The sequence below is a fragment of the Enterococcus sp. AMC1623 genome (genome assembly GCF_058216495.1).
Window position 1 is genome coordinate 2,151,751 of the sequence record NZ_CM177096.1, and the last position, 19,746, is coordinate 2,171,496.

At 34.5% G+C, this 19,746-nt stretch carries 18 protein-coding genes and 1 pseudogene; 9 read left to right on the forward strand and 10 right to left on the reverse strand.

The features are described from left to right. Positions 1 to 151: 151 nt before the first annotated feature. Both AC4BC7_RS10450 and AC4BC7_RS10455 read right to left on the reverse strand, forming a co-directional pair. Positions 152 to 1,060, reverse strand: coding sequence for a methyl-accepting chemotaxis protein (locus AC4BC7_RS10450; protein WP_207871686.1), 909 nt, complete (start codon positions 1,058 to 1,060; stop codon positions 152 to 154). Positions 1,061 to 1,282: 222 nt separating this feature from the next. Beyond that, positions 1,283 to 1,540 carry an XRE family transcriptional regulator gene (locus AC4BC7_RS10455; RefSeq protein ID WP_490502811.1) on the reverse strand — a complete coding sequence of 86 codons (258 nt, stop codon included), beginning with the start codon at positions 1,538 to 1,540 and terminating at the stop codon, positions 1,283 to 1,285. Positions 1,541 to 1,688: 148 nt separating this feature from the next. Between AC4BC7_RS10455 and AC4BC7_RS10460 the strand changes: the two genes are divergently transcribed. Next, complete coding sequence (locus AC4BC7_RS10460; RefSeq protein ID WP_490502812.1) at positions 1,689 to 2,054, forward strand: helix-turn-helix domain-containing protein; 366 nt, start codon at positions 1,689 to 1,691, stop codon at positions 2,052 to 2,054. Positions 2,055 to 2,084: 30 nt separating this feature from the next. Beyond that, the gene (locus AC4BC7_RS10465) at positions 2,085 to 4,280 is read left to right on the forward strand and encodes a heavy metal translocating P-type ATPase (protein ID WP_490504427.1); all 2,196 of its coding nucleotides are present in this window, start codon (positions 2,085 to 2,087) and stop codon (positions 4,278 to 4,280) included. On the opposite strand, the pseudogene AC4BC7_RS10470 reads toward AC4BC7_RS10465, so the two are convergent. Beyond that, positions 4,277 to 4,685: pseudogene (locus AC4BC7_RS10470) on the reverse strand (transposase); the annotation flags it as partial. The gene AC4BC7_RS10465 and the pseudogene AC4BC7_RS10470 overlap by 4 nt on opposite strands. A 165-nt stretch (positions 4,686 to 4,850) precedes the next feature. Further along, positions 4,851 to 5,330, reverse strand: coding sequence for a DNA-binding protein (locus AC4BC7_RS10475; protein WP_207871689.1), 480 nt, complete (start codon positions 5,328 to 5,330; stop codon positions 4,851 to 4,853). A gap of 240 nt (positions 5,331 to 5,570) precedes the next feature. On the opposite strand from AC4BC7_RS10475, the gene AC4BC7_RS10480 reads away from it, so the two are divergent. Beyond that, the gene (locus AC4BC7_RS10480) at positions 5,571 to 5,846 is read left to right on the forward strand and encodes a hypothetical protein (protein WP_490502813.1); all 276 of its coding nucleotides are present in this window, start codon (positions 5,571 to 5,573) and stop codon (positions 5,844 to 5,846) included. A gap of 263 nt (positions 5,847 to 6,109) precedes the next feature. On the opposite strand, the gene AC4BC7_RS10485 is transcribed toward AC4BC7_RS10480, so the two are convergent. Together AC4BC7_RS10485 and AC4BC7_RS10490 are read right to left on the reverse strand one after the other, a co-directional pair. Then, positions 6,110 to 6,859: a helix-turn-helix domain-containing protein gene (locus AC4BC7_RS10485; protein WP_207871691.1), complete on the reverse strand. Its 750-nt coding sequence runs from the start codon at positions 6,857 to 6,859 to the stop codon at positions 6,110 to 6,112. A 243-nt stretch (positions 6,860 to 7,102) separates the two neighbouring features. Then, entirely contained in the window at positions 7,103 to 7,732 is a 630-nt protein-coding gene (locus AC4BC7_RS10490; RefSeq protein ID WP_490502814.1) for a helix-turn-helix domain-containing protein, read from the reverse strand. 285 nt (positions 7,733 to 8,017) lie between these two features. Between AC4BC7_RS10490 and AC4BC7_RS10495 the strand changes: the two genes are divergently transcribed. After that, positions 8,018 to 8,623 (forward strand): hypothetical protein, encoded by a 606-nt coding sequence (locus AC4BC7_RS10495; RefSeq protein WP_490502815.1) that lies wholly within the window; start codon positions 8,018 to 8,020, stop codon positions 8,621 to 8,623. A 380-nt stretch (positions 8,624 to 9,003) separates the two neighbouring features. Here the strand turns inward: AC4BC7_RS10495 and AC4BC7_RS10500 are convergent, their stop codons facing one another. Continuing rightward, positions 9,004 to 9,654: a deoxynucleoside kinase gene (locus AC4BC7_RS10500; RefSeq protein WP_243430369.1), complete on the reverse strand. Its 651-nt coding sequence runs from the start codon at positions 9,652 to 9,654 to the stop codon at positions 9,004 to 9,006. Positions 9,655 to 9,889: 235 nt separating this feature from the next. Between AC4BC7_RS10500 and mvk the strand changes: the two genes are divergently transcribed. Genes mvk through fni form a run of 4 tightly spaced genes read left to right on the forward strand, consistent with a single transcriptional unit; the run spans position 9,890 to position 13,935 of the window. Beyond that, on the forward strand, positions 9,890 to 10,825 hold the full coding sequence (gene mvk / locus AC4BC7_RS10505) for a mevalonate kinase (protein WP_207871695.1): 936 nt from the start codon (positions 9,890 to 9,892) through the stop codon (positions 10,823 to 10,825). Next, the gene (gene mvaD, locus AC4BC7_RS10510; RefSeq protein WP_207871696.1) at positions 10,818 to 11,810 is read left to right on the forward strand and encodes a diphosphomevalonate decarboxylase; all 993 of its coding nucleotides are present in this window, start codon (positions 10,818 to 10,820) and stop codon (positions 11,808 to 11,810) included. Before mvk ends, mvaD begins: the two co-directional genes overlap by 8 nt. Beyond that, a complete protein-coding gene (locus AC4BC7_RS10515) occupies positions 11,807 to 12,898 on the forward strand; it encodes a phosphomevalonate kinase (RefSeq protein ID WP_207871697.1) in 1,092 nt (363 codons plus the stop codon). The genes mvaD and AC4BC7_RS10515 overlap by 4 nt, the downstream gene beginning before the upstream one ends. After that, positions 12,895 to 13,935, forward strand: coding sequence for a type 2 isopentenyl-diphosphate Delta-isomerase (gene fni / locus AC4BC7_RS10520; protein WP_207871698.1), 1,041 nt, complete (start codon positions 12,895 to 12,897; stop codon positions 13,933 to 13,935). The genes AC4BC7_RS10515 and fni overlap by 4 nt, the downstream gene beginning before the upstream one ends. 39 nt (positions 13,936 to 13,974) lie before the next feature. On the opposite strand, the gene AC4BC7_RS10525 is transcribed toward fni, so the two are convergent. Both AC4BC7_RS10525 and AC4BC7_RS10530 read right to left on the reverse strand, forming a co-directional pair. Continuing rightward, entirely contained in the window at positions 13,975 to 14,457 is a 483-nt protein-coding gene (locus AC4BC7_RS10525; protein ID WP_207871699.1) for a hypothetical protein, read from the reverse strand. A gap of 100 nt (positions 14,458 to 14,557) precedes the next feature. Next, a complete protein-coding gene (locus AC4BC7_RS10530) occupies positions 14,558 to 15,952 on the reverse strand; it encodes a helix-turn-helix domain-containing protein (protein WP_490502816.1) in 1,395 nt (464 codons plus the stop codon). A gap of 432 nt (positions 15,953 to 16,384) precedes the next feature. Here AC4BC7_RS10530 and AC4BC7_RS10535 point away from each other — a divergent pair, with 432 nt between their 5' ends. Beyond that, positions 16,385 to 16,750: a helix-turn-helix domain-containing protein gene (locus AC4BC7_RS10535; protein WP_490502817.1), complete on the forward strand. Its 366-nt coding sequence runs from the start codon at positions 16,385 to 16,387 to the stop codon at positions 16,748 to 16,750. 316 nt (positions 16,751 to 17,066) lie between these two features. On the opposite strand, the gene adhE is transcribed toward AC4BC7_RS10535, so the two are convergent. Further along, positions 17,067 to 19,661, reverse strand: a complete 2,595-nt coding sequence (gene adhE, locus AC4BC7_RS10540) for a bifunctional acetaldehyde-CoA/alcohol dehydrogenase (protein WP_207871702.1) — start codon at positions 19,659 to 19,661, stop codon at positions 17,067 to 17,069. Positions 19,662 to 19,746 lie beyond the last annotated feature (85 nt).

Below are 19,746 nucleotides of genomic sequence, written 5' to 3' on the forward strand. Positions count from 1 at the left end.
TAGTATAAGCATACCAACAAACAACCCTAAAACACTTTTTCATTTTTACTCCTTGCCCGTCAGCCCCCACTGACGGGCACTTTTTTATTTTAAGCAAAAGAGCGTTCACTTTTAAAAATCAGTGAACGCTCTTTTTTTGTGGAATTAATCGCTAATTAACATCTTGTAAAGCGATGGCTTCATTATTTAGACTATTGGCTGTTTCAAGCAATTTTTTATATGATTCTAGAAGACTTTCTAAGTTCTCTTTAGAATCATTAATTTTATTATTGGTTGACGTAGAACTTTCCAAAACTTTACTGGATTGTTCATTAATTGATTCGATATTATTATGGATGTCTTGCGTAAGTTGCTTGGTTTGATTGGCTAACTTTTGCATCTCACTCGCTACAATACTAAAACCTGATGCTTTGCTGCCGACACGCGCTGCCTCTAAAGAAGCGTTGAATGACAGCAATTTAGTTTGTTGCGCCACTGAATTAATTGCTGTTAAAATAGCGGATATTTTTTTTATATCTTCTTCCAAAATTTTGGTAGCTAGTTGATTATTGGTTGATAAGGAATCCACCTCTTTTAAATTATCGGTTAAAATACTAATCTTTTCATTACCATCTATAGAAATTTCGGTCAATGCTTCTGAACTATCTTGCACTTTTTTGATGGTCGTTGTTAGCAGACTTTCTCTTTTGGTAATATCAAAGGCAATTTTGATCACATTAATTACTTTTTTACGGTCATCCAATACTGGAAAATAAACACTTTCTAAAATAATTAACTCACCGTTTTTCTTTTTACGAAAAATCTTATCTTGAAAACTTTTTTTAGCTATTAATAATGAATTCCAAAAATTTTGGTAATCATTACTAGCAACATACTCATCAAAACAGAAATTTTGATGGCGAACATTGATTAATTCCTCTGGTGTATATCCTAGGGCACCTGCCATTTTTTCATTTGAAAAAACGACTTCTTTATCTATATTAAAAATGATAACTGCTAATTCTTTGAACATTGCATTAAAAAATAGCTCTTTTTGTTGGGAGTCTAAATTAAAATTCATCACAAACACGCCTCTCTTTATTAATTATTCTCTATCTTTATCGGTTATAACCTCATTTAATTTAACCGTATACACATTTCAAATTAATCATTTTCTAATAAAAGTTCTACAAATAATTCTTCGTTTCATCTAATTTTTGCATACGAAAAGATAGTACATTAGATTTTATTTGTTAAATCTTGCGCACTATCCAAAATTTATTTTTAATATTTTTCTTATGAATTAATTTCTTAGCCTCGTGAACGTTTTTTTCTTTTTAGAAACTTTGACAAACATTTGCTCTAACGGGATTTCTAAAATACATGCAATCAACGGGATTTCTTCTGGCTTAAAGCTAACCAAGCCTTTTTCGCGCCGGTAGTATTTTGTTTTATCTAATATTTCGATTAAATTAACCATTTTTTGCAATGAATACCCTTTTTCAAGGCGAGTTTTCCTAATTAACTCTAGATTAACAACATAACCCTTCTCATCCTCCATTTTTCTAACACCTCTCTTTTTTACTATATATTTCGCATTTAGAAACGTCAATAGAGTTAGTTTCTTTTTGATAAATATTCCGTAGCTTTTTTCGCAACGGTGCTAAAATGAAGCCATAATTAAGCCGAGAAAGGAGCGTATGTTTACCATGACAAATGAGCTTTCGAAACGCATCATTGATTTAAGAGAAAGTAAAAATTGGACACAAACACAGCTCGCTGAAAAAATGGGTTTAAGCAAGTCTACAATGAGTAAAATTGAATCTGGTTATCGAAAAATTACCACAGATGAACTAAAACTATTAGCAGAAATTTTCGGTGTTTCAATAGACTATTTATTAGGTATCACCCCACCTGCATCTTCTGCACAATTAGCACCATTTGATATTCATGATTTATTAGACTCAAACGTACAAATTCTTTACAACGATCAAGGTTTTCTTTCTAAAACGGATAGATCGTACATTAATGACTTACTAGCAGTCTACTTTTCGCATAAAGAAGACGATAAATAACTAAAAATAACGGATGGAAACGCATCATTGATGATTGCTTTCCATCCGTTGTTTTTATGGAAAAAACCTAGATGGCTTTTATTTGACACAAAAAAATTACAAGTCTACAATGAAGTTACAAATGATTACAAAAGTAAACAATATAAAGGAGTGTTTCTAATGCACGATGAAAAGCACCACCAACACATGGATCATTCACACCATGAAAAAAGTCATATGGAAAATATGGAAAACATGGATCATCAACATATGCATGAGATGGATCATTCTATGCATATGGGAAATTTTAAACAAAAGTTTTGGCTCTCCTTCATCTTAGCTATTCCGATTATTATTTTATCGCCAATGATGGGTATGGAATTGCCGTTTCAATTTAGCTTTCCTGGTTCAGAATGGGTCGTCTTAGTTTTAGCAACCATTTTATTTTTCTATGGTGGACAACCATTTTTAAGTGGCGCTAAAATGGAAATCAAACAAAAAAATCCTGCCATGATGACACTGATTTCCTTAGGGATTACAGTTTCTTATGTCTATAGTCTCTACTCGTTTATTGCTACGAATTTTTTCCATCAACATGTTATGGATTTCTTCTGGGAACTAGCAAGTTTGATTGTCATTATGTTATTAGGTCATTGGATTGAAATGAATGCCGTTTCCAATGCTAGTAATGCCTTACAAAAATTAGCCGAGCTTTTACCAGATGAAGTGACCAAACTGCATACAGATGGGCAAGAAGAACGGCTTTCGTTACAAGCTATTCACAAAGGCGATACCTTAGTTGTTCGTGCTGGAGATAAGATGCCTACCGATGGACATATCTTAAAAGGACAAACTATCGTCGATGAATCCGCCGTAACGGGTGAATCAAAAGGCGTAAAAAAAACAATCGGTGATCGGGTGATTGGTGGTTCTGTAAACGGTGATGGAACCATTCATATTCAAGTAACGGGGACAGGTGAGAATGGCTATTTAGCCCAAGTCATGGAAATGGTTAGAAAAGCCCAATCTGAAAAATCACAGCTAGAAGCGCTATCGGATAAAGTTGCTAAGTGGTTATTTTATATTGCTGTGACAGTTGGCGTGCTTGCCTTTGTGATTTGGTTGACTCTTACAGATTTACCTATGGCGTTAGAACGCATGGTGACGGTCTTGATTATTGCTTGTCCGCATGCGTTAGGTTTAGCTATTCCTTTGGTGGTTGCTCGCTCTACTTCGATTGCTGCAAAAAATGGTTTATTGTTAAAAAATCGGAATGCACTTGAAAATGCTCACGATATTGATACGATTTTCTTGGATAAAACAGGAACGTTAACCCAAGGAACATTTTCCGTCACTGGCGTTGAAGTGATCGATAGCAATTATTCTAAAGAAGCGGCTCTGAAATATATTGGTGCCTTAGAGGCTTCTGCAAATCACCCCATCGCAACTGGAATTATGAACTATTTAAAAACAAAAGAAATTCAACCTTACACTGCACAAGACGAACAAAATATTTCCGGTGTGGGATTATCAGGCACCGTCGAAGGCAAAGCAATCAAAATTATTAATCAAAAAGAATTGCAACGAATGGATAAAACAGTGACTGCCTCCCTGATTCGACCTTATCAAGAACAAGGAAATACCTTAAGTTTCCTTGTTATAGAAAATGAATTGATTGCTTTTATTGCATTAGGTGATCAAATCAAACCTGAGGCAAAACAATTTATCGCTCATCTACAAAGCCGTGGCATCGAACCAGTCATGCTAACAGGCGATAATGAAGAAGCTGCCAAAAATGTGACGAATTATTTAGGAATAAAAAATTATTACGCAGGTTTGCTCCCAGATGACAAAGAGCGAATTGTATCAGAATGGGTCAACAAGAGCAACCGCGTAATGATGGTAGGTGATGGAATTAATGACGCACCGAGTCTTGCACGTGCCACCATTGGCGTAGCGATTGGTGCAGGGACTGATGTCGCAATTGACTCTGCTGATGTCGTGTTGACCAATAGCAATCCTGAAGATATTTTACATTTCTTAGATTTAGCCAAAGAAACCCGAAAAAAAATGATTCAAAATCTTTGGTGGGGCGCAGGTTACAACATCCTTGCGATTCCCTTAGCTGCCGGAGTTTTAGCTCCTATGGGTATTTTATTAAGTCCAGCTCTCGGAGCGATTTTGATGTCAATTAGTACTATTGTTGTCGCCTTAAATGCCATGACCTTAAAACTAAAAAAAGCTTAGGAAAATAAATTTCCTAGGCTCAGACTGTAGACAAATAGAATGTATAATCCTAAAACATAGCGATTATACATTCTATTTTTGTTTTTACTCAAAAAAAAAGGCTTTCTGCCTTTTTTAGCCAAGTGGCTAATTTTTTTAATTCATGGCAACAAACGTAAGCATTGTGTGTACGGCAACTTTTTCTAAGGAGCGATAGTTCGTCTACCGTAACCCATGCTTTTCTTTCGCATCTGCAAAGACACGTTCAATTGTTTCTTTCCATCATTTATAAATCCGACGATTCAATTCTGTGTGACACAATTCTTCTACTTGTTTAAGATACTCTTGCCAAATATGCCGAGTGACCATTTTTTAACATGGTTTACTCATAGTACATTGAGAATGTAAGAGACAGTTCTGGCATATGTCAATGTTTTTATTTTGAGAGGAACAATCAAAATAAGAAAACTCGTCTGATGTAGGAACGAAACCATAAGAGTTTAATTGATAGATAAACAAAAAAAGAAAAAGTTGTGTTCTGATGCTAGGTTAACTTCACCGCCGTTGAATTTATTTACGTTTACAAAATTTTTAGTTATTTGTTTTATGAATCCAAAATTGATACCATTTTCTAATTTCTTTGTTTTTTTTGTCATTATTATTTTCATGAATAGAATAATACTCTTTCATTGGTTCATTTAATGCTATTTGAGATTGCAGCTCTTTTATTACTATCTTATCTTCAGCACTTAATTGTTGTTGTTGATCTAGTAATTTTTGTTGTGTCTCTAATGCATTTTGAAGTATCCTAATTTGTTGATCTTTAATTTCTAGTTGCTCAATTAAACTTTTTTCATAATCATTTTTCTTTTCAGTATCATTATCAGATTTTTGTGTTGAACTCATATTTTTTGATATCTCATCTGTAATTTTTTTGATTCCTTCTTCAGTTATATAAACGACATTATTTCTTTTAGTGTATAAGTTATGAGGTAATTTTTTTACTCTATAAATTATTTTTCTTTTATTTACACCCAGTTCATCAGCTAATTGCTTAATTGTCATTTCCATTTGATAAAGTTCCTCCTTTAATATGAAAAATTTGTATAATTTAACTATACCAAAGATATTTTTATTGTATATCGTTGTACTACCAAAATATACATTTGTATATGGAAATATATATATTTGAAATAATATTAGTATTTAAAAACTCATTTGTATCATCTAAATGCTACAAACTGTGTCTTTACTTTATTACTAAACTAGTCAAATAATAAGCTTGTAAAAAATAATAAGGAGTGAATTTTAATGAAAAAAATCTGTTTGTTACTGTTTACAAGTTTATTGGTTGGTATTGGTCTAAGTGTTGGAGAAAAAGCTGTAGTTGCATCGGAATTATATCCTGTTCATCCTATAAAAGATGAACAACTTGTTACTGTAGATGAGTTGAGTGAAAATGCTAAACAACAAATTTCTGATCTCGGCTATGATTTAGCTAATCCTAATTTAAAAATTTACGATTTAACAGATAAGCAAAATCTGGCAAAACAAAATCTTCTTAATTCAATTGAGATTGGACCATAAGCAATGTTTGTTGACGTTGTTTCTGCATTTTATCAATATCGTTACTATCCATCTCTACAGCATATTAGATATGCAAACTATAGATACAAAACATTAAATGTCAGAAATGGCTATGAAGAGAGTGGTAGATATGGAATACAAATTAGTATAACTAGAGATGCCAGTGGCCAAAGAATCCAACTTATGGATCACATTATAGAATATCGAGTTTGGTGACATGAACTAAGGCATGAATTATCTTAAAATAATTCATGCCTTAGTTTTTAATTTATTTTTTTCCATTCAGAATCTATTTTATTTAAAAATTGTAAAAGATATGGCCGTTCAATATCCAATTCTTTATCAAAAATTTTTTGAAACTCATATGAAATAGTTGGTATTTCCAAAGGTTGTAACGTTTCTTTGTAAGTGAATGAAGAGTCCATATATAATTGCTGACCTGATAGATTCCTTGATAACCAGGAAACTAAAAACTTTTCTTTTGTTCCACTATAGATAATTGATACACCATTTATAAATGATTCGTCCCCATGTGTAGAGTTTGCATCTGCAATAAGATCCAATTGACTGGGTATTTCCCATATTTTATATGTTTTTATTTTATTAACACTGTACCCAATTGAATCTTCTTTTTTATAAAAACCGTATTCAGTCTCTTTCCATTCCTCCCTATCCAAATTTCTGTATAAATTATCTGTTTTAACTTTCCATATTAAAGAATATATCGTTAACAATAAGAATAAAAATATTACAATCCAAATTATTTTTTTTAGAATTCTTCCTTTTCTAGTATCTTTTGATATTTTATTCACGATTACCTCATCTCCTAACAATAAGTAGTCTAAACTAACTTTAAATTCTTCTGATAACTTCACAACCATATCAAGGTCTGGATATGTACGGCCAGTTTCCCAACTAGACACTGTTGTACGAGATACATTTAATTTTTCTGCTAGTATTTCTTGTGTCATATTTAATTCTTTTCTCTTAGATTTAATCATATCCTTAATCATAATATCCTCCTCAACGTTACTTTAGCTCATCTAAAATATATAAAAAAGTTATGTTTTGTCACAAAAATATATGTGGCAAATTGTATCGTTAATTTTTAACTATTTTGCCATACAAAAAACATGCTTTAGTATACCGAAATGTGTACTGTTTAAAATAATTTGTTTGTATATTCAATTATAGCATTGGTTTTCATAAAAAAAGAGCAGCATATATGCTACTCTTTTCAACTTAATTATCGAATTTTATCTATTGTCAATTCTAACAACATTGTACCTATTACCGAATGAATTAACAAATTCTATACCGTGCATTTCTCCAAACAATTGTGAATCGTCTAATGGTATCACAATTATATTGTCTTTATTTTTTGAAAAACTGATTGTTGTTCCTAGTTGTAGTTCCATATTCCATGGATTCGCTAAAGAACCAGATAGCATATACCCTGTATATTCTCTATAAAATGGTAAATCTGTTTCTATTACTAAATTGTTTTCAGTGACTTCTACAGATTTAATTTGGCTCATAGAAAAAACATTAGCATGTATAAATGCGGGTATGCCAAAGCATAAACATAATAATACTAATACTGTACCTAAAAAATAAAAGACTCGTAATTGTGTAGTTTGTTTTTTTCTAATTTTTGTATCATTAGTAATTTTTTCCACCACAACTTTATCTCCTTTCAACAATTCATCGAGGGATATATTGAATAATTCTGAAATATTGATGATTAACTGAATATCCGGATAATTTCTTCCATTTTCCCAATTTGTAATAGAAGATCTAGAAATATTCAATTTTTCTGCTAGTTCTTTTTGAGTCCATTTGTGTTCACTTCTTAATTTTTTTATTTTTTCGCCAATAGTTTTCATAAACTATCCCCCTCGTAACTATTAATATCATTTTTTCATTTTATATCCTAGACAGATTATCGCCCATTTTTGTTTATAAGAGTTTTATGTTTGTCAGCTTAACACTCACAATAGCATTTTTCTATATTTTAGTTCAAAAACTAGCTCTATTATAAATGACACAAATACTGTCATGTTGATATATCAAGGTTTTAATCTTATTATCAAAAATTTTAATTTAAAACATTGATAACTTATGATATTTTTTATTTGTAAACATTTATTAAAATTCAAGGAGGAATTATAATGAAAAAATTAGTATTGTTGGGCGGTTTGTTAGTATCGGTAAGTTTAGGTTCTCAAATGGTTAGTGCCGAAGAACAAGTTTCTATTGATTATTCAAAAATAACTACTGAAGTTGAAACATTTCCTAATGGAGTTGAAATTGTTACGAATACCATTCCCAATGAATTTTTGGAGCAGTGGAAGATAGAAAATAATTGGGATGATTCAGAACCTCTTGCAGATGAAACTGATGTAATGAAAGAAGTTCAAGAAAATGGTGTTTCTCCTCAAGGACCTTCAATTCCCTGGTCAGAGTGGAATCTTGCTTCAAAAGGAAATCCACCGGCACTTTCTGGCAGTTTTAACAATTATGGAACTTTGTATAGTAACTATAACTATACTGGTCTAAAAAAATATAAATTTGAATTAAAGAATACTGGTAGCACTCCACTTAGCTATCAATGGAAAGATTTAGTTTTTAACTATGCTACTGGTTCTTTATCAGGTAATACAACAAAAACAGGTACTATCTCAGTGAGTTATACAGATATTTCATTTTACTTGAGAGTTGCACCTGGAAATAACAATGTTGTAGCAGGGAGTATTTCTGGGACTATAAAAAAATAAACGAATAATCGTACTAAAAAGCCAATGTAATAAAATTGGTTTTTTTAGTACGATTATTCATTTATTAAAGATATTATTTACTTCCTTTTTTGATTTATACTTTTGAAACACAGCTCGAATTTTTGTTAGCAATTCTTCTATTAAGCTTTCAGAAGTGTATTCTAGAAATTTACAATTTCTAGCCTCATAATCAATTGTTGTGATTTAGTCTAACATAACTTTTCCGTGTATTTTCATTTTATTCACCCTTTAATTGTATACACAGAGTATAATATATACCTCGAATTGCGTATATACATAGCTCTTCTTTTAGACTATTTGTCTATAGTCTGAGCCTAGGAAAATAAATTTCCTAGGCTTTTTTTAGATTCATTTTCACTCTATGCTTCTTGGCGCACTTCTTGTAATTTTTCTTCAATCAAATTTAGCACTTCTTCGGCTGCATGCGTATCTTCTACAAAATTCATTTGATCGCCATCAATTTGAATTTTAGGACTGGCATCGTATTCGTCAAACCATTGATCGTAACGCAAGTTTAATTCCTCATAATAATCATACAAACTTGGATCATGTTCAATTTGTTCGAATTCTCTTCCACGTTTTTTAATTCGTTCTAACATCGTTGGAAATGACACGCGAATATGAACCAATAAGTCAGGGTGTTTCTTTTTGGCTGCATAAGGTAATTCTTCCAACATGTTGGCTAATAATTCATCATAAACCCGCACTTCTGTTTCAGTCGCACGACCAAGGTCAGCATTTAAGTGAAACAATAAAGAATCTTCATAAATAGAACGGTCTAAAACGTTATTCTCATTTTTCAATGCTTGTTTGATACTATCGAAACGTTTATTCAAAAAATAAATCTGTAATAAAAACGCATACTTATTTGGATCTTCATAAAAAAGCGGCAAAACTTCATTATCATCCACTGATTCATAAAAAGCTTCACTTCCTAAACGATTTGCTAATAATGCAGTTAAACTTGACTTACCGGCACCAATCGTTCCTGCTAATACAATCACACTCATTTCCTCCAACTCACTCATCACTAAATATTGTATTATTTTCTCAACTAAACTAATGTACAACACTATATATAGTATGGTCAAGCGAAAGTTGGCTGAGGATTACGTAAGAAAATTCTCAAAAAAAGTCTTAAGATTTAGGATTTTTTCTTAGAATCAACATTGAGGGCTTAACGAGACGGCATTAATCTAGTAAAATAGCTAAGGGATTCTATTATGAAAAAGAAAGAGGTACGTCATGTTAGCAGAGGGGATAGGAAAAGCCACTGGAAAAATTATTTTGATGGGAGAACATTCTGTCGTTTACGGCGAACCAGCAATTGCTTTTCCATTTAGCGGTACACAAGTGATTGCTACAGTGAAAGAAAGTAGTGTACCATCATTATGCTCCACCTATCATGAAGGTGCTTTAGCTGACGCACCACAAGGCTTAACCAATATTCAACAATTAACAGCCAAGTTACAACAACATCTACACACGCCAAATTTTCATTTGATGATTCAAAGCACCATCCCTTCTGAACGAGGAATGGGATCAAGCGCTGCTGTCGCTGTCGCTGTGACCCGTGCTTTTTTTGATTGGCAAGAAGAAAAGCTATCGCAAACAACCTTGTTGAAATACGTTAACTTTTCAGAAAGTATTGCGCATGGAAATCCAAGCGGAATAGATGCTGCTGCAACAAGTGGTTGTAACCCAATTTATTTTGAACGCGGAAAAGAGTTTTTACCTTTTCCATTAAACATCGATGCTTATTTGCTTGTTGCCGATACCGGTATCAAAGGACAAACACGAGCAGCGGTTCGTTCTGTGGCTAAACTATTTGAAAAAGAACCTGACCAAACTAGTTTGGATATTCATCAATTAGGATTATTAGCTAAAACAGCCAAAGAAGCGATTATCCGCAATCAACCTGAGAAGCTTGGACTCGCGATGACCCAAGCACAACATTATTTACAGCAATTAACCGTCAGCAACGACACTTTAGATTCGTGCATCAAACTTGCCTTAGCAGAAGGCGCACTCGGTGCAAAATTAACTGGAGGCGGTCGAGGCGGTTGTTTTCTTGCCCTTTGTGATACGAAATTAAAAGCCGAAGCAATCGCTAAGAAATTAAAAGCACATGGAGCAAAAGATATTTGGCTTCAAGGATTAGGAGTTTACCAACATGTATAATGGAAAAGCACGCGCATATACCAATATTGCCTTAATCAAATATTGGGGCAAAAAAGACAAAGAACTGATTTTACCAATGAATAATAGTTTATCATTAACATTAGATGCGTTTTACACAGAAACCAGCGTCTCTTTCTCAAAAGCCTATACCGAAGATACGTTTAGCTTAGATGGTGTCTTGCAAGATGAAAAAGCGACAGCTAAAATCAGTCATTTCTTAGACCTTGCTCGTAAGAAAGCTGGGCTTCCGTATTTTGCACATGTCGAAAGCCAAAACTTTGTTCCCACTGCTGCCGGTTTGGCTTCTTCTGCTAGCGGATTAGCTGCTTTAGCTGGTGCTTGTAATGAGGCTTTGCAATTAGGACTTTCTGATAAAGAACTTTCCCAGCTTGCACGTCGTGGCTCTGGTTCTGCTTGTCGTAGTATTTTTGGTGGTTTCGTTGAATGGGAAAAAGGATATTCTGATACCACCTCTTATGCACAGGTGGTCCCATCCAATCATTGGGAAGATGAACTAGCTATGATTTTTATTTTGATTAACGACCAACAAAAAGATGTATCTAGTCGTGACGGGATGGAGCGGACCGTCGCAACTTCTGACTTTTATGATGGTTGGCTCGATGCCGTAGCTCGTGATATTCAAACAGCCAAACAAGCAATTGCAAACAAAGATTTCCAAGCTTTAGGTGAAGTCACCGAAGCCAATGGATTAAAAATGCATGCGACCACTTTGGCAGCCACTCCGCCATTTACTTATTGGTCACCTGATAGCTTAAAAGCGATGAACAAGGTTCGTCAAATTCGTCAAAATGGGCTAGCGTGTTACTTTACCATGGATGCTGGTCCTAATGTTAAAGTCTTGTGTCAGAAAAAAGATGTTGCTTCAATTTTAACAGCCTTGCAAGAAGAGTTTACAGAAGAACAATTAACCTGCGCCTATGCTGGTCAAGGATTAAAATCTTTAGAAATGGAAGTGTCGAAATGATCGAAGTCTCTACTCCGGGAAAATTATATATTGCTGGCGAATATGCAGTGGTTGAACCAGGACATCCAGCCATTATTGTTGCCGTTGACCAATTTATTACTGTAACGATTGATAGTGCCATTAAAAATGGGAGCATTCAATCACAACAATACAGTGAATTACCGATTCGTTGGACACGTCGCAATGGTGAACTAGTGTTAGATCATCGCGAAAATCCGTTTCATTATATTTTAGCAGCGATTCGTTTAACAGAGAAATATGCATTGGAAAAAGGAACCCTGCTCACTTTTTATGATTTAAAAGTTACGAGTGAATTAGATAACTCAAGTGGCCGAAAATACGGCTTAGGTTCTAGTGGTGCGGTCACAGTCGCAACTGTTAAAGCCTTAAATCTTTTCTACGATTTAAAAATGGATCAGTTAACACAGTTTAAAATTGCTGCTTTAGCGCACTTAGCCGTTCAAGGAAATGGTTCTTGTGGTGATATTGCCGCAAGCTGTTATGGTGGGTGGATTGCCTTTTCAACATTCGATCACGATTGGGTCAAGGAAAAACAAAAAATCTGGTCAATGTCACAGCTATTAACGAGTGACTGGCCACAACTATCTATTAAACCATTGACTGTTCCTAAAAATTTACGCTTATTAATTGGTTGGACGGGTAGTCCAGCCTCCACTTCTGATTTAGTCGACCAAGTCAATCAATCGACACAAAGTCAAACGGAAAAGCAACAAGCCTATCAAGAATTTTTAGATAAAAGCAAAGAATGCGTTGAAGACTTAATCGATGGCTTTTTAGACAATAATGTTACTAAAATTAAACAGATGATTAGTAAAAATCGCCAATTATTAGCAGACTTATCTTGTATTACTGGCGTGCGGATTGAAACTCCCGCCTTAAAACAGCTGTGTGATTTGGCCGAAGCCTGTGGAGGTGCAGCGAAATCATCCGGTGCTGGCGGTGGCGACTGTGGAATTGTCATTGCAGATCAAAAAACAGGGATTTTACCTTTAATGAGTCGATGGGAAAAAGCAGAAATCACCCCACTACCTTTACACGTCTATCACTATCGAGGAGGAATTAAATGAACCGCAAAGATGAACACGTCTCTTTAGCCAAAGCTTTTCATAAAACCAAACGAAATGACTTTGATGATGTGGCCTTGCTTCATCGCTCATTTCCAAGTGTTCGTTTAACAGATGTTTCGATTGCGACAGAACTTTTTGAACGCCCATTGAGCAGTCCATTTTTTATTAATGCAATGACTGGTGGCAGTGAAAAAACGAAACAATACAACCAGCAATTAGCGATCCTAGCCCGAGAAACAGATTTAATGATGGCGACAGGTTCCGTTTCAGCAGCCTTAAAAGACCCTTCTGTTGCAGATTCTTATCAAATTGTGCGCAAGGAATATCCTAATGGTTGTTTATTAGCCAACGTCGGTGCTGGTACGTCATTAGAGAACGCTCAACGCGCCGTAGATTTATTTGAAGCAAATGCTTTACAAATTCATCTAAATGCGCCTCAAGAGCTCGTAATGCCTGAAGGAGATCGTGATTTTACTAATTGGTTGCAAACGATTGAAGAAATCGCGACTCATTTGGACGTACCGGTCATTGTAAAGGAAGTTGGTTTCGGGATGACACGTGAAACGATTCAACAACTACTAGCTGTTGGCGTGACGATTATTGATGTCGCTGGTAGCGGTGGTACCAGTTTCACTCAAATCGAAAACGCTCGCCGCAAACAACGAGAATTTGCTTATTTAGATAATTTCGGTCTTTCCAATGTGGCAACTTTATTGGAAGCCAAAGATGTACCGGTTCCTTTTGAACTGATTGCATCTGGTGGGATTCGTAATGCCTATGATATTTTTAAGGCTTTATGCTTTGGAGCTCAAACAGTCGGCGTTTCTGGTACTATTTTAAATCACCTATTAACACACGGCTTAGAGCAAACCATCGAGCTTGTCCATCAATGGCAACAAGAACTGCATACCCTCTACGCCTTGACAGGAACCACTGAAACAGCCAAACTCAAAAAAGTGCCGCTTATCTTAACTGGCCATGCCAAAGAATGGTGCGAAATTCGCAATATTGATTATAAAAAATATAGCTCACGCTAAAAAAACCGCGAACATAGTTTAGATGTTCGCGGTTTATTATTATCTTTTACTTAGTAATCGTTGGAAAAAACCTTGTTTACATACAGCCGGAACTTCATCCAAATCTACCAATTGGTCATTTAGCATTCGTTGAAATCCCAAATTATCTTGCAGCATCAAACTATTTAGTTCTAATACCCCTTGCAAACTAGTCCATGTGCGACGAAGTTCCCCTTCTTTTTGCCCAAACAGTTCGCCATTTTCTTCAATCAACTGCGCCAACTCTTCAACCAATGTATGAACTAATTGATTTTGCTCACTTAATACAGTTGAGATTTCAGTTGGTCCAACTTCTTTTGCTGTTGCCCCTTCGACAAAGTCTGTCACAATCGACAAGCTATCTGCATAATCACGTAATTCAAAAATAAATGTTTGTGTCACTTCACGATTCATCAATGAACGATTTTGGCATAAACGCTGTTGTAACGCCACCAAACTCACTTGTGATTCAGCAAGCTGTCTTAATTGTTCTTCTATCGCCATTTTGTTTTGCACACTCCTAAATTGTTAATAGATACAGTCTACTCCAAAGCAAAAATTCGTCAAGAGAAAAATACGATTTATTTAGATAAAATGAAAATACTTAGCTGGAAGAGACGATATGAGTTATTTGAATGCGTTTTTTTATCTCTTCTCTCAAAAAAGTTAAATCTCTTTTAGATAGCATAGGATCGATTAAGATACCTGCTTGCGGGGACTCTGTAGAAATAACCACCGCTGAATCGTGTGACTCCACGAAAGTGACCTTTGCTAATTTCATTAAATCATGTTGAATAATTTTTTCCATTTGCTGTAGTCGTTCTACAGATAAGCTAGAATGCCAACGACAATAAACAGGTGCAACCAAACTTTCAGAAGAACCAAAATAAAAACAAGTATCCAAAAAATAACGTCTATTTAACTCAGTAGATAAGTGTGGGAATTTCTGAATGAACAAACGCCACAATTGATTAAATACACTGACAGCATAGGGATTATTTGTCTCTGATCTTACTTGACTAGACAACTTGAAAATCGTATAAATATCTTTTAAAGGAATCATTTTTTCTAACAACAAGCGTTTATATCGCTTAATATATAGCTGTTTTTTTTCATTTTTATTCAACACACGTACATGCTGCTCAAAAAGAGTAATCCATTCATTGATTACTTCTTCTATGTCCTTTTGGTGTAAAATCTCAAAAGTTAATTGAGGTTCAAAATTAATAAAATCTAGCGAATACATAACAAATAAAAGATACGTCCAATCTGATTGTGAGCAATCACTCTGGGGCAATTCTAGCATATACGCTTGCTTGTCAAACGTTATTTCTAATTCTTTTCCTAAAGATTGTGAATGTAAATTAATAAACAGCCACAATGCCAAAACCTCTATATTTTGCTTGGCAGGTATTAAATAAAACGCCTGACAAACACTACGACTTAACATCAAGTAAGTTTCTTTTTCAATCCATTCAACTTGACTGATTTTACGATGAACATAATAGAAAAACATAAAAAAAAGGAGACGAATTTGACTTTCTTTTCCAGTAATAGAGACTTTCCTGCCTACTTTGAGGACACATTCATACGGTATCAAGAACTCATTGATTTGACGAATCACTCGTCGCGCTTTGGAGACACTTATTTGTTGTTGCTGACAAAAATCTTCTGTAGAAAAAAAGCGAGACAACATCAGCTCTCGAAAAATACCATATACCAAATCTTCGGAGTAGAGTTTTTCAAAAACAGGGGTAAAATTAGCACCCTTTCGAGTTAATTTCACCCCATACTTGGTACTAATATGTAAATTTAACTGTTCTTGATTATAGAGTGAAGCAATTAAAGCTGAGAGGTCTTTTAGCACCTTTCGAATGGTTTGACTGGTGACTGTTTTCATTTGGATTGCCAGCATTTCACTAGTGACACACTCTTCTTGTTGATCTAAAAACAATAATAATTCTCTCTTTAACAACACTTCTTTAGAAAATCCAAACATGACTATTCCTCCCTGCTTTTTGGCTATTATTTCGCGTCACAACATTAAATGCATATTAAATTTTGAAAATAGTCTATGCTTTTAATTGCTTTCCCTATTAGACTTTGTTATTTTAAAAGATTATCAACATATGTTTCTTTTTTCGAAACTAAAAGAAACGTTTTTAATTAATTTTTCAGAGTGTTTTATTCCTAGAAATAAAACACTCTGAAAACCATTCGTTTATTATAGGGGGTTTCCTCTTAAAATAAACGTATTTTCAAAAAAACGCTCTTCTCCAAAAAGTTTCTATTTAAGATACACTTTTTATTATAAGCTTTATTTTTAAGTATCGTCAATGCTTTACATTTAAACCAATAAACATTTTGTATCTTTTTTCGAAACTCAATGATACGCAATGTTAAAAATTTGCAGAAAAGAGGAAGAATTTCGGTGACTAATAGTAGCATTTGCAAAAAAATTATCGACTTACGAAAGAAAAATGGCTGGTCTCAAACCACTCTAGCTAAAAAATTAGGAATTAGTAAATCAACCATGAGTAAAATAGAAAATGGCTCTCGAAAAATTACTACCGATGAATTGATTCGATTAGCTGAAATCTTTGATAGTAGTTCGGATTATTTGCTTGGTCTTCAAAATAACTCCTGCCCAACTACTAGTATCCAGTATGATTTAGCACATTTACTTAATTCGAATTTACAACTATGTTACACAAATGAATTTATTGTCTCTGAAGAAGAAAAAGCATTTTTTAAAACCGTTATCTCTGGTCATTATTGTTTAAAAAACAATACGTAATGTCAGTTACCAAAAGAATCCTCTTCCTCCATTGATGATTTAGTGTAACTCTTAGTTTTACTATATACTTAAAAATTATCACAATAGCTTGAGTCATTGAGATAAACATGTAGATTGGTTCGTGAAGTTCTAGAGGATTGGTTTAACTATCACGATATTGCTCTGAGTTTTCTCGTTTGTTCTTTCAAACTTATCACATTAAATGCCTCTGTTATTATTAGCTCTAGCTTTTCCTTCACTGCTTATCCAATCACTCAAAAAACGCATGAGAAATCCTGTTTAGAATTTCTCATGCGTTTTAAGGTTTTGATTTATCTTATGCGTTATATGCATCAATAATGATTTGTTTTAACTCAGAAATCAATGGTTCTTTTGGATTGGCCGTTGTACATTGATCTTCGTATGCTAATTCTGCCATACGATCAACCGTTGTATCTAGCGTTTCTTGTGTGACACCTTGTGCTTTCAAGTTCATATCGATTCCTAAGCTTGTTCCTAAATCAGCGACTGCTGTGGCAAGGGCTTCAACTAATTCCGCTGTTGTTTCACCTTTCAGACCTAAGAATTTGGCAATGTCTGCGTAATCTTGATCTGCACGGAAATAATCATATTTAGGGAACATCGCATGTTTTTGTGGATCTTTCGCATTGTAACGAATAACATGTGGCAATAAGATTGCGTTCGTACGACCGTGTGGAATGCCGTATTCTCCACCAATTTTATGCGCAACTGAGTGACAAATTCCTAAGAAGGCATTTGCAAAGGCCATCCCTGCCATTGTTGAAGCGTTATGCATTTTTTCACGAGATTCCATATCTGGTGTTTTTGTTGATTTTTCTAAGTTTTCAAAGACTAATTTGATTGCTTGTAAACTTAAACCACGTGTATAATCAGACGCCATGACTGAAACATATGATTCAATCGCATGAGTTAAGACGTCCATTCCTGTGTCAGCAGTTACTGAAGCTGGTACAGATAAGACAAATTGTGGGTCGATGATTGCAACATCTGGTGTTAACGCATAGTCAGCTAATGGGTATTTCACATGTGTTTCGCTATCTGTAATTACCGCAAATGGTGTTACTTCTGATCCGGTACCAGAAGTTGTTGGAATACATACAAACTGTGTTTTTTCTGGTTTGTCAATTTTGTACGTACGTTTGCGAATATCTAAGAATTTTTGTTTTGCACCAAAGAATGATGTATCTGGGTGTTCATAGAACATCCACATGCCTTTTGCCGCGTCCATTGCTGAACCACCGCCTAGAGCAATTACGGTATCAGGTTTGAAATCAACCATCATTTCAGTTCCTTTGTAAACTGTATTTGTTGAAGGGTTTGGTTCAACATCAGAGAAGATTTCAATTTGTACTGGATTTTTACGACGAGCTAATACTTCACGAACCGTATCTGCATATCCGAATTGAACCATTCCTGGGTCACAAACGATCATCACTCGTTCAACGTTTTCCATTTTTTCTAAATATAAAAGAGAATTTTTTTCAAAATAGATTTTTGATGGTAGTTTAAACCATTGCATGTTATTTCTCCGTTTCGCCAAAGTTTTCACATTGATTAAGTTCACAGCTGATACGTTACGAGATACAGAGTTTTTACCGTAAGAACCGCAACCTAATGTTAGTGATGGAATCATTTCATTATAAATGTTACCAATACCACCTTCTGCTGATGGCGTATTCACTAAAATACGGCAAGCTTTCATGCGTAAACCAAAACGCACTTGTAAGTTTTCATCTTCTGAATGAATAACTGCTGTATGACCTAAGCCGCCTAAGTTCAACATCGCTTCACATAAATCTAATCCGTGTTCTGTATTTTTTGCTTTAATCATCGCTAATACTGGAGATAATTTTTCACGTGACAATGGATAATCTTCACCAACGCCTTCTAATTCAGCGATTAACATTTTTGTGCCTTCTGGAACGGTAATGCCTGCTAATTGTGCAATTTCAATAGCTGAATGGCCAACGATTGCTGGATTTACTGCATATTTACCTTCATTCATTACGGCATCTTCTAATTTTTGTAATTCATTTGGTTTTACAAAGTATACTTGATGCGCTTGGAATTCAGCTTTTACGGCTGCATAGATTTCACGGTCAACAATCACTGCTTGTTCAGAAGCACAAATCATTCCATTATCAAATGTTTTTGAAACGATTAAATCGTTCACTGCACGTTTAATTTTAGCTGTTTTTTCAATATACGCTGGTACGTTACCAGGTCCTACACCTAAAGCTGGTTTTCCTGTTGAATACGCTGATTTCACCATTCCAGCACCACCAGTTGCTAATACAATCGCAATACCAGGGTGATTCATTAACCCTTGTGTCGCTTCAATAGATGGATGCTCAATCCATTGAACACAATTTTCTGGTGCACCAGCTGCAATTGCCGCATCACGTACAACACGAGCTGCTTCAGCTGAACATTTTTGTGCACTTGGATGGAAGGCAAAAACAATTGGATTACGTGTTTTTAATGCAATCATTGCTTTAAAAATGGTCGTTGATGTTGGATTAGTTGTTGGAGTTACTCCACAAACAACGCCGACTGGTTCTGCAATTTCGATAATTCCTTTTTGTTTGTCTTCGTTAATAATTCCGACTGTTTTATCATGTTTGATATTGTTCCAAATATATTCAGAAGCATACATATTTTTAATTGCTTTATCTTCATAAATTCCGCGACCCGTTTCTTCAACAGCCATTTTTGCTAAAGGCATGTGTTGATTTAACGCAGCCATTGCCATTTCATGCACAATGTTGTCGATTTTTTCTTGATCAAAGTTTTCCATTTCTTTTAAAGCGACATTTGCTTTCACTGCCAAATCGTCAATCATCACTGATACATCAATAGTTCCAACTTCTTTTTCTACTGTCTTAGCCATGGTAATCCTCCTAAAGATTATCTACTTTTTATTGTTAAGTATTTCACATATAGAATGATACACGATTATTTTTTATTTGTAAAGT

Excerpts from the sequence above, each read along its gene's own strand:
- AC4BC7_RS10450 (WP_207871686.1), bottom strand. The coding sequence starts at position 1,060 with ATGAATTTTAATTTAGACTCCCAACAAAAAGAGCTATTTTTTAATGCA.
- AC4BC7_RS10455 (WP_490502811.1), bottom strand. The coding sequence starts at position 1,540 with ATGGAGGATGAGAAGGGTTATGTTGTTAATCTAGAGTTAATTAGGAAA.
- AC4BC7_RS10460 (WP_490502812.1), top strand. The coding sequence starts at position 1,689 with ATGACAAATGAGCTTTCGAAACGCATCATTGATTTAAGAGAAAGTAAA.
- AC4BC7_RS10465 (WP_490504427.1), top strand. The coding sequence starts at position 2,085 with ATGATTGCTTTCCATCCGTTGTTTTTATGGAAAAAACCTAGATGGCTT.
- AC4BC7_RS10475 (WP_207871689.1), bottom strand. The coding sequence starts at position 5,330 with ATGGAAATGACAATTAAGCAATTAGCTGATGAACTGGGTGTAAATAAA.
- AC4BC7_RS10480 (WP_490502813.1), top strand. The coding sequence starts at position 5,571 with ATGAAAAAAATCTGTTTGTTACTGTTTACAAGTTTATTGGTTGGTATT.
- AC4BC7_RS10485 (WP_207871691.1), bottom strand. The coding sequence starts at position 6,859 with ATGATTAAGGATATGATTAAATCTAAGAGAAAAGAATTAAATATGACA.
- AC4BC7_RS10490 (WP_490502814.1), bottom strand. The coding sequence starts at position 7,732 with ATGAAAACTATTGGCGAAAAAATAAAAAAATTAAGAAGTGAACACAAA.
- AC4BC7_RS10495 (WP_490502815.1), top strand. The coding sequence starts at position 8,018 with ATGAAAAAATTAGTATTGTTGGGCGGTTTGTTAGTATCGGTAAGTTTA.
- AC4BC7_RS10500 (WP_243430369.1), bottom strand. The coding sequence starts at position 9,654 with ATGAGTGTGATTGTATTAGCAGGAACGATTGGTGCCGGTAAGTCAAGT.
- mvk (WP_207871695.1), top strand. The coding sequence starts at position 9,890 with ATGTTAGCAGAGGGGATAGGAAAAGCCACTGGAAAAATTATTTTGATG.
- mvaD (WP_207871696.1), top strand. The coding sequence starts at position 10,818 with ATGTATAATGGAAAAGCACGCGCATATACCAATATTGCCTTAATCAAA.
- AC4BC7_RS10515 (WP_207871697.1), top strand. The coding sequence starts at position 11,807 with ATGATCGAAGTCTCTACTCCGGGAAAATTATATATTGCTGGCGAATAT.
- fni (WP_207871698.1), top strand. The coding sequence starts at position 12,895 with ATGAACCGCAAAGATGAACACGTCTCTTTAGCCAAAGCTTTTCATAAA.
- AC4BC7_RS10525 (WP_207871699.1), bottom strand. The coding sequence starts at position 14,457 with ATGGCGATAGAAGAACAATTAAGACAGCTTGCTGAATCACAAGTGAGT.
- AC4BC7_RS10530 (WP_490502816.1), bottom strand. The coding sequence starts at position 15,952 with ATGTTTGGATTTTCTAAAGAAGTGTTGTTAAAGAGAGAATTATTATTG.
- adhE (WP_207871702.1), bottom strand. The coding sequence starts at position 19,661 with ATGGCTAAGACAGTAGAAAAAGAAGTTGGAACTATTGATGTATCAGTG.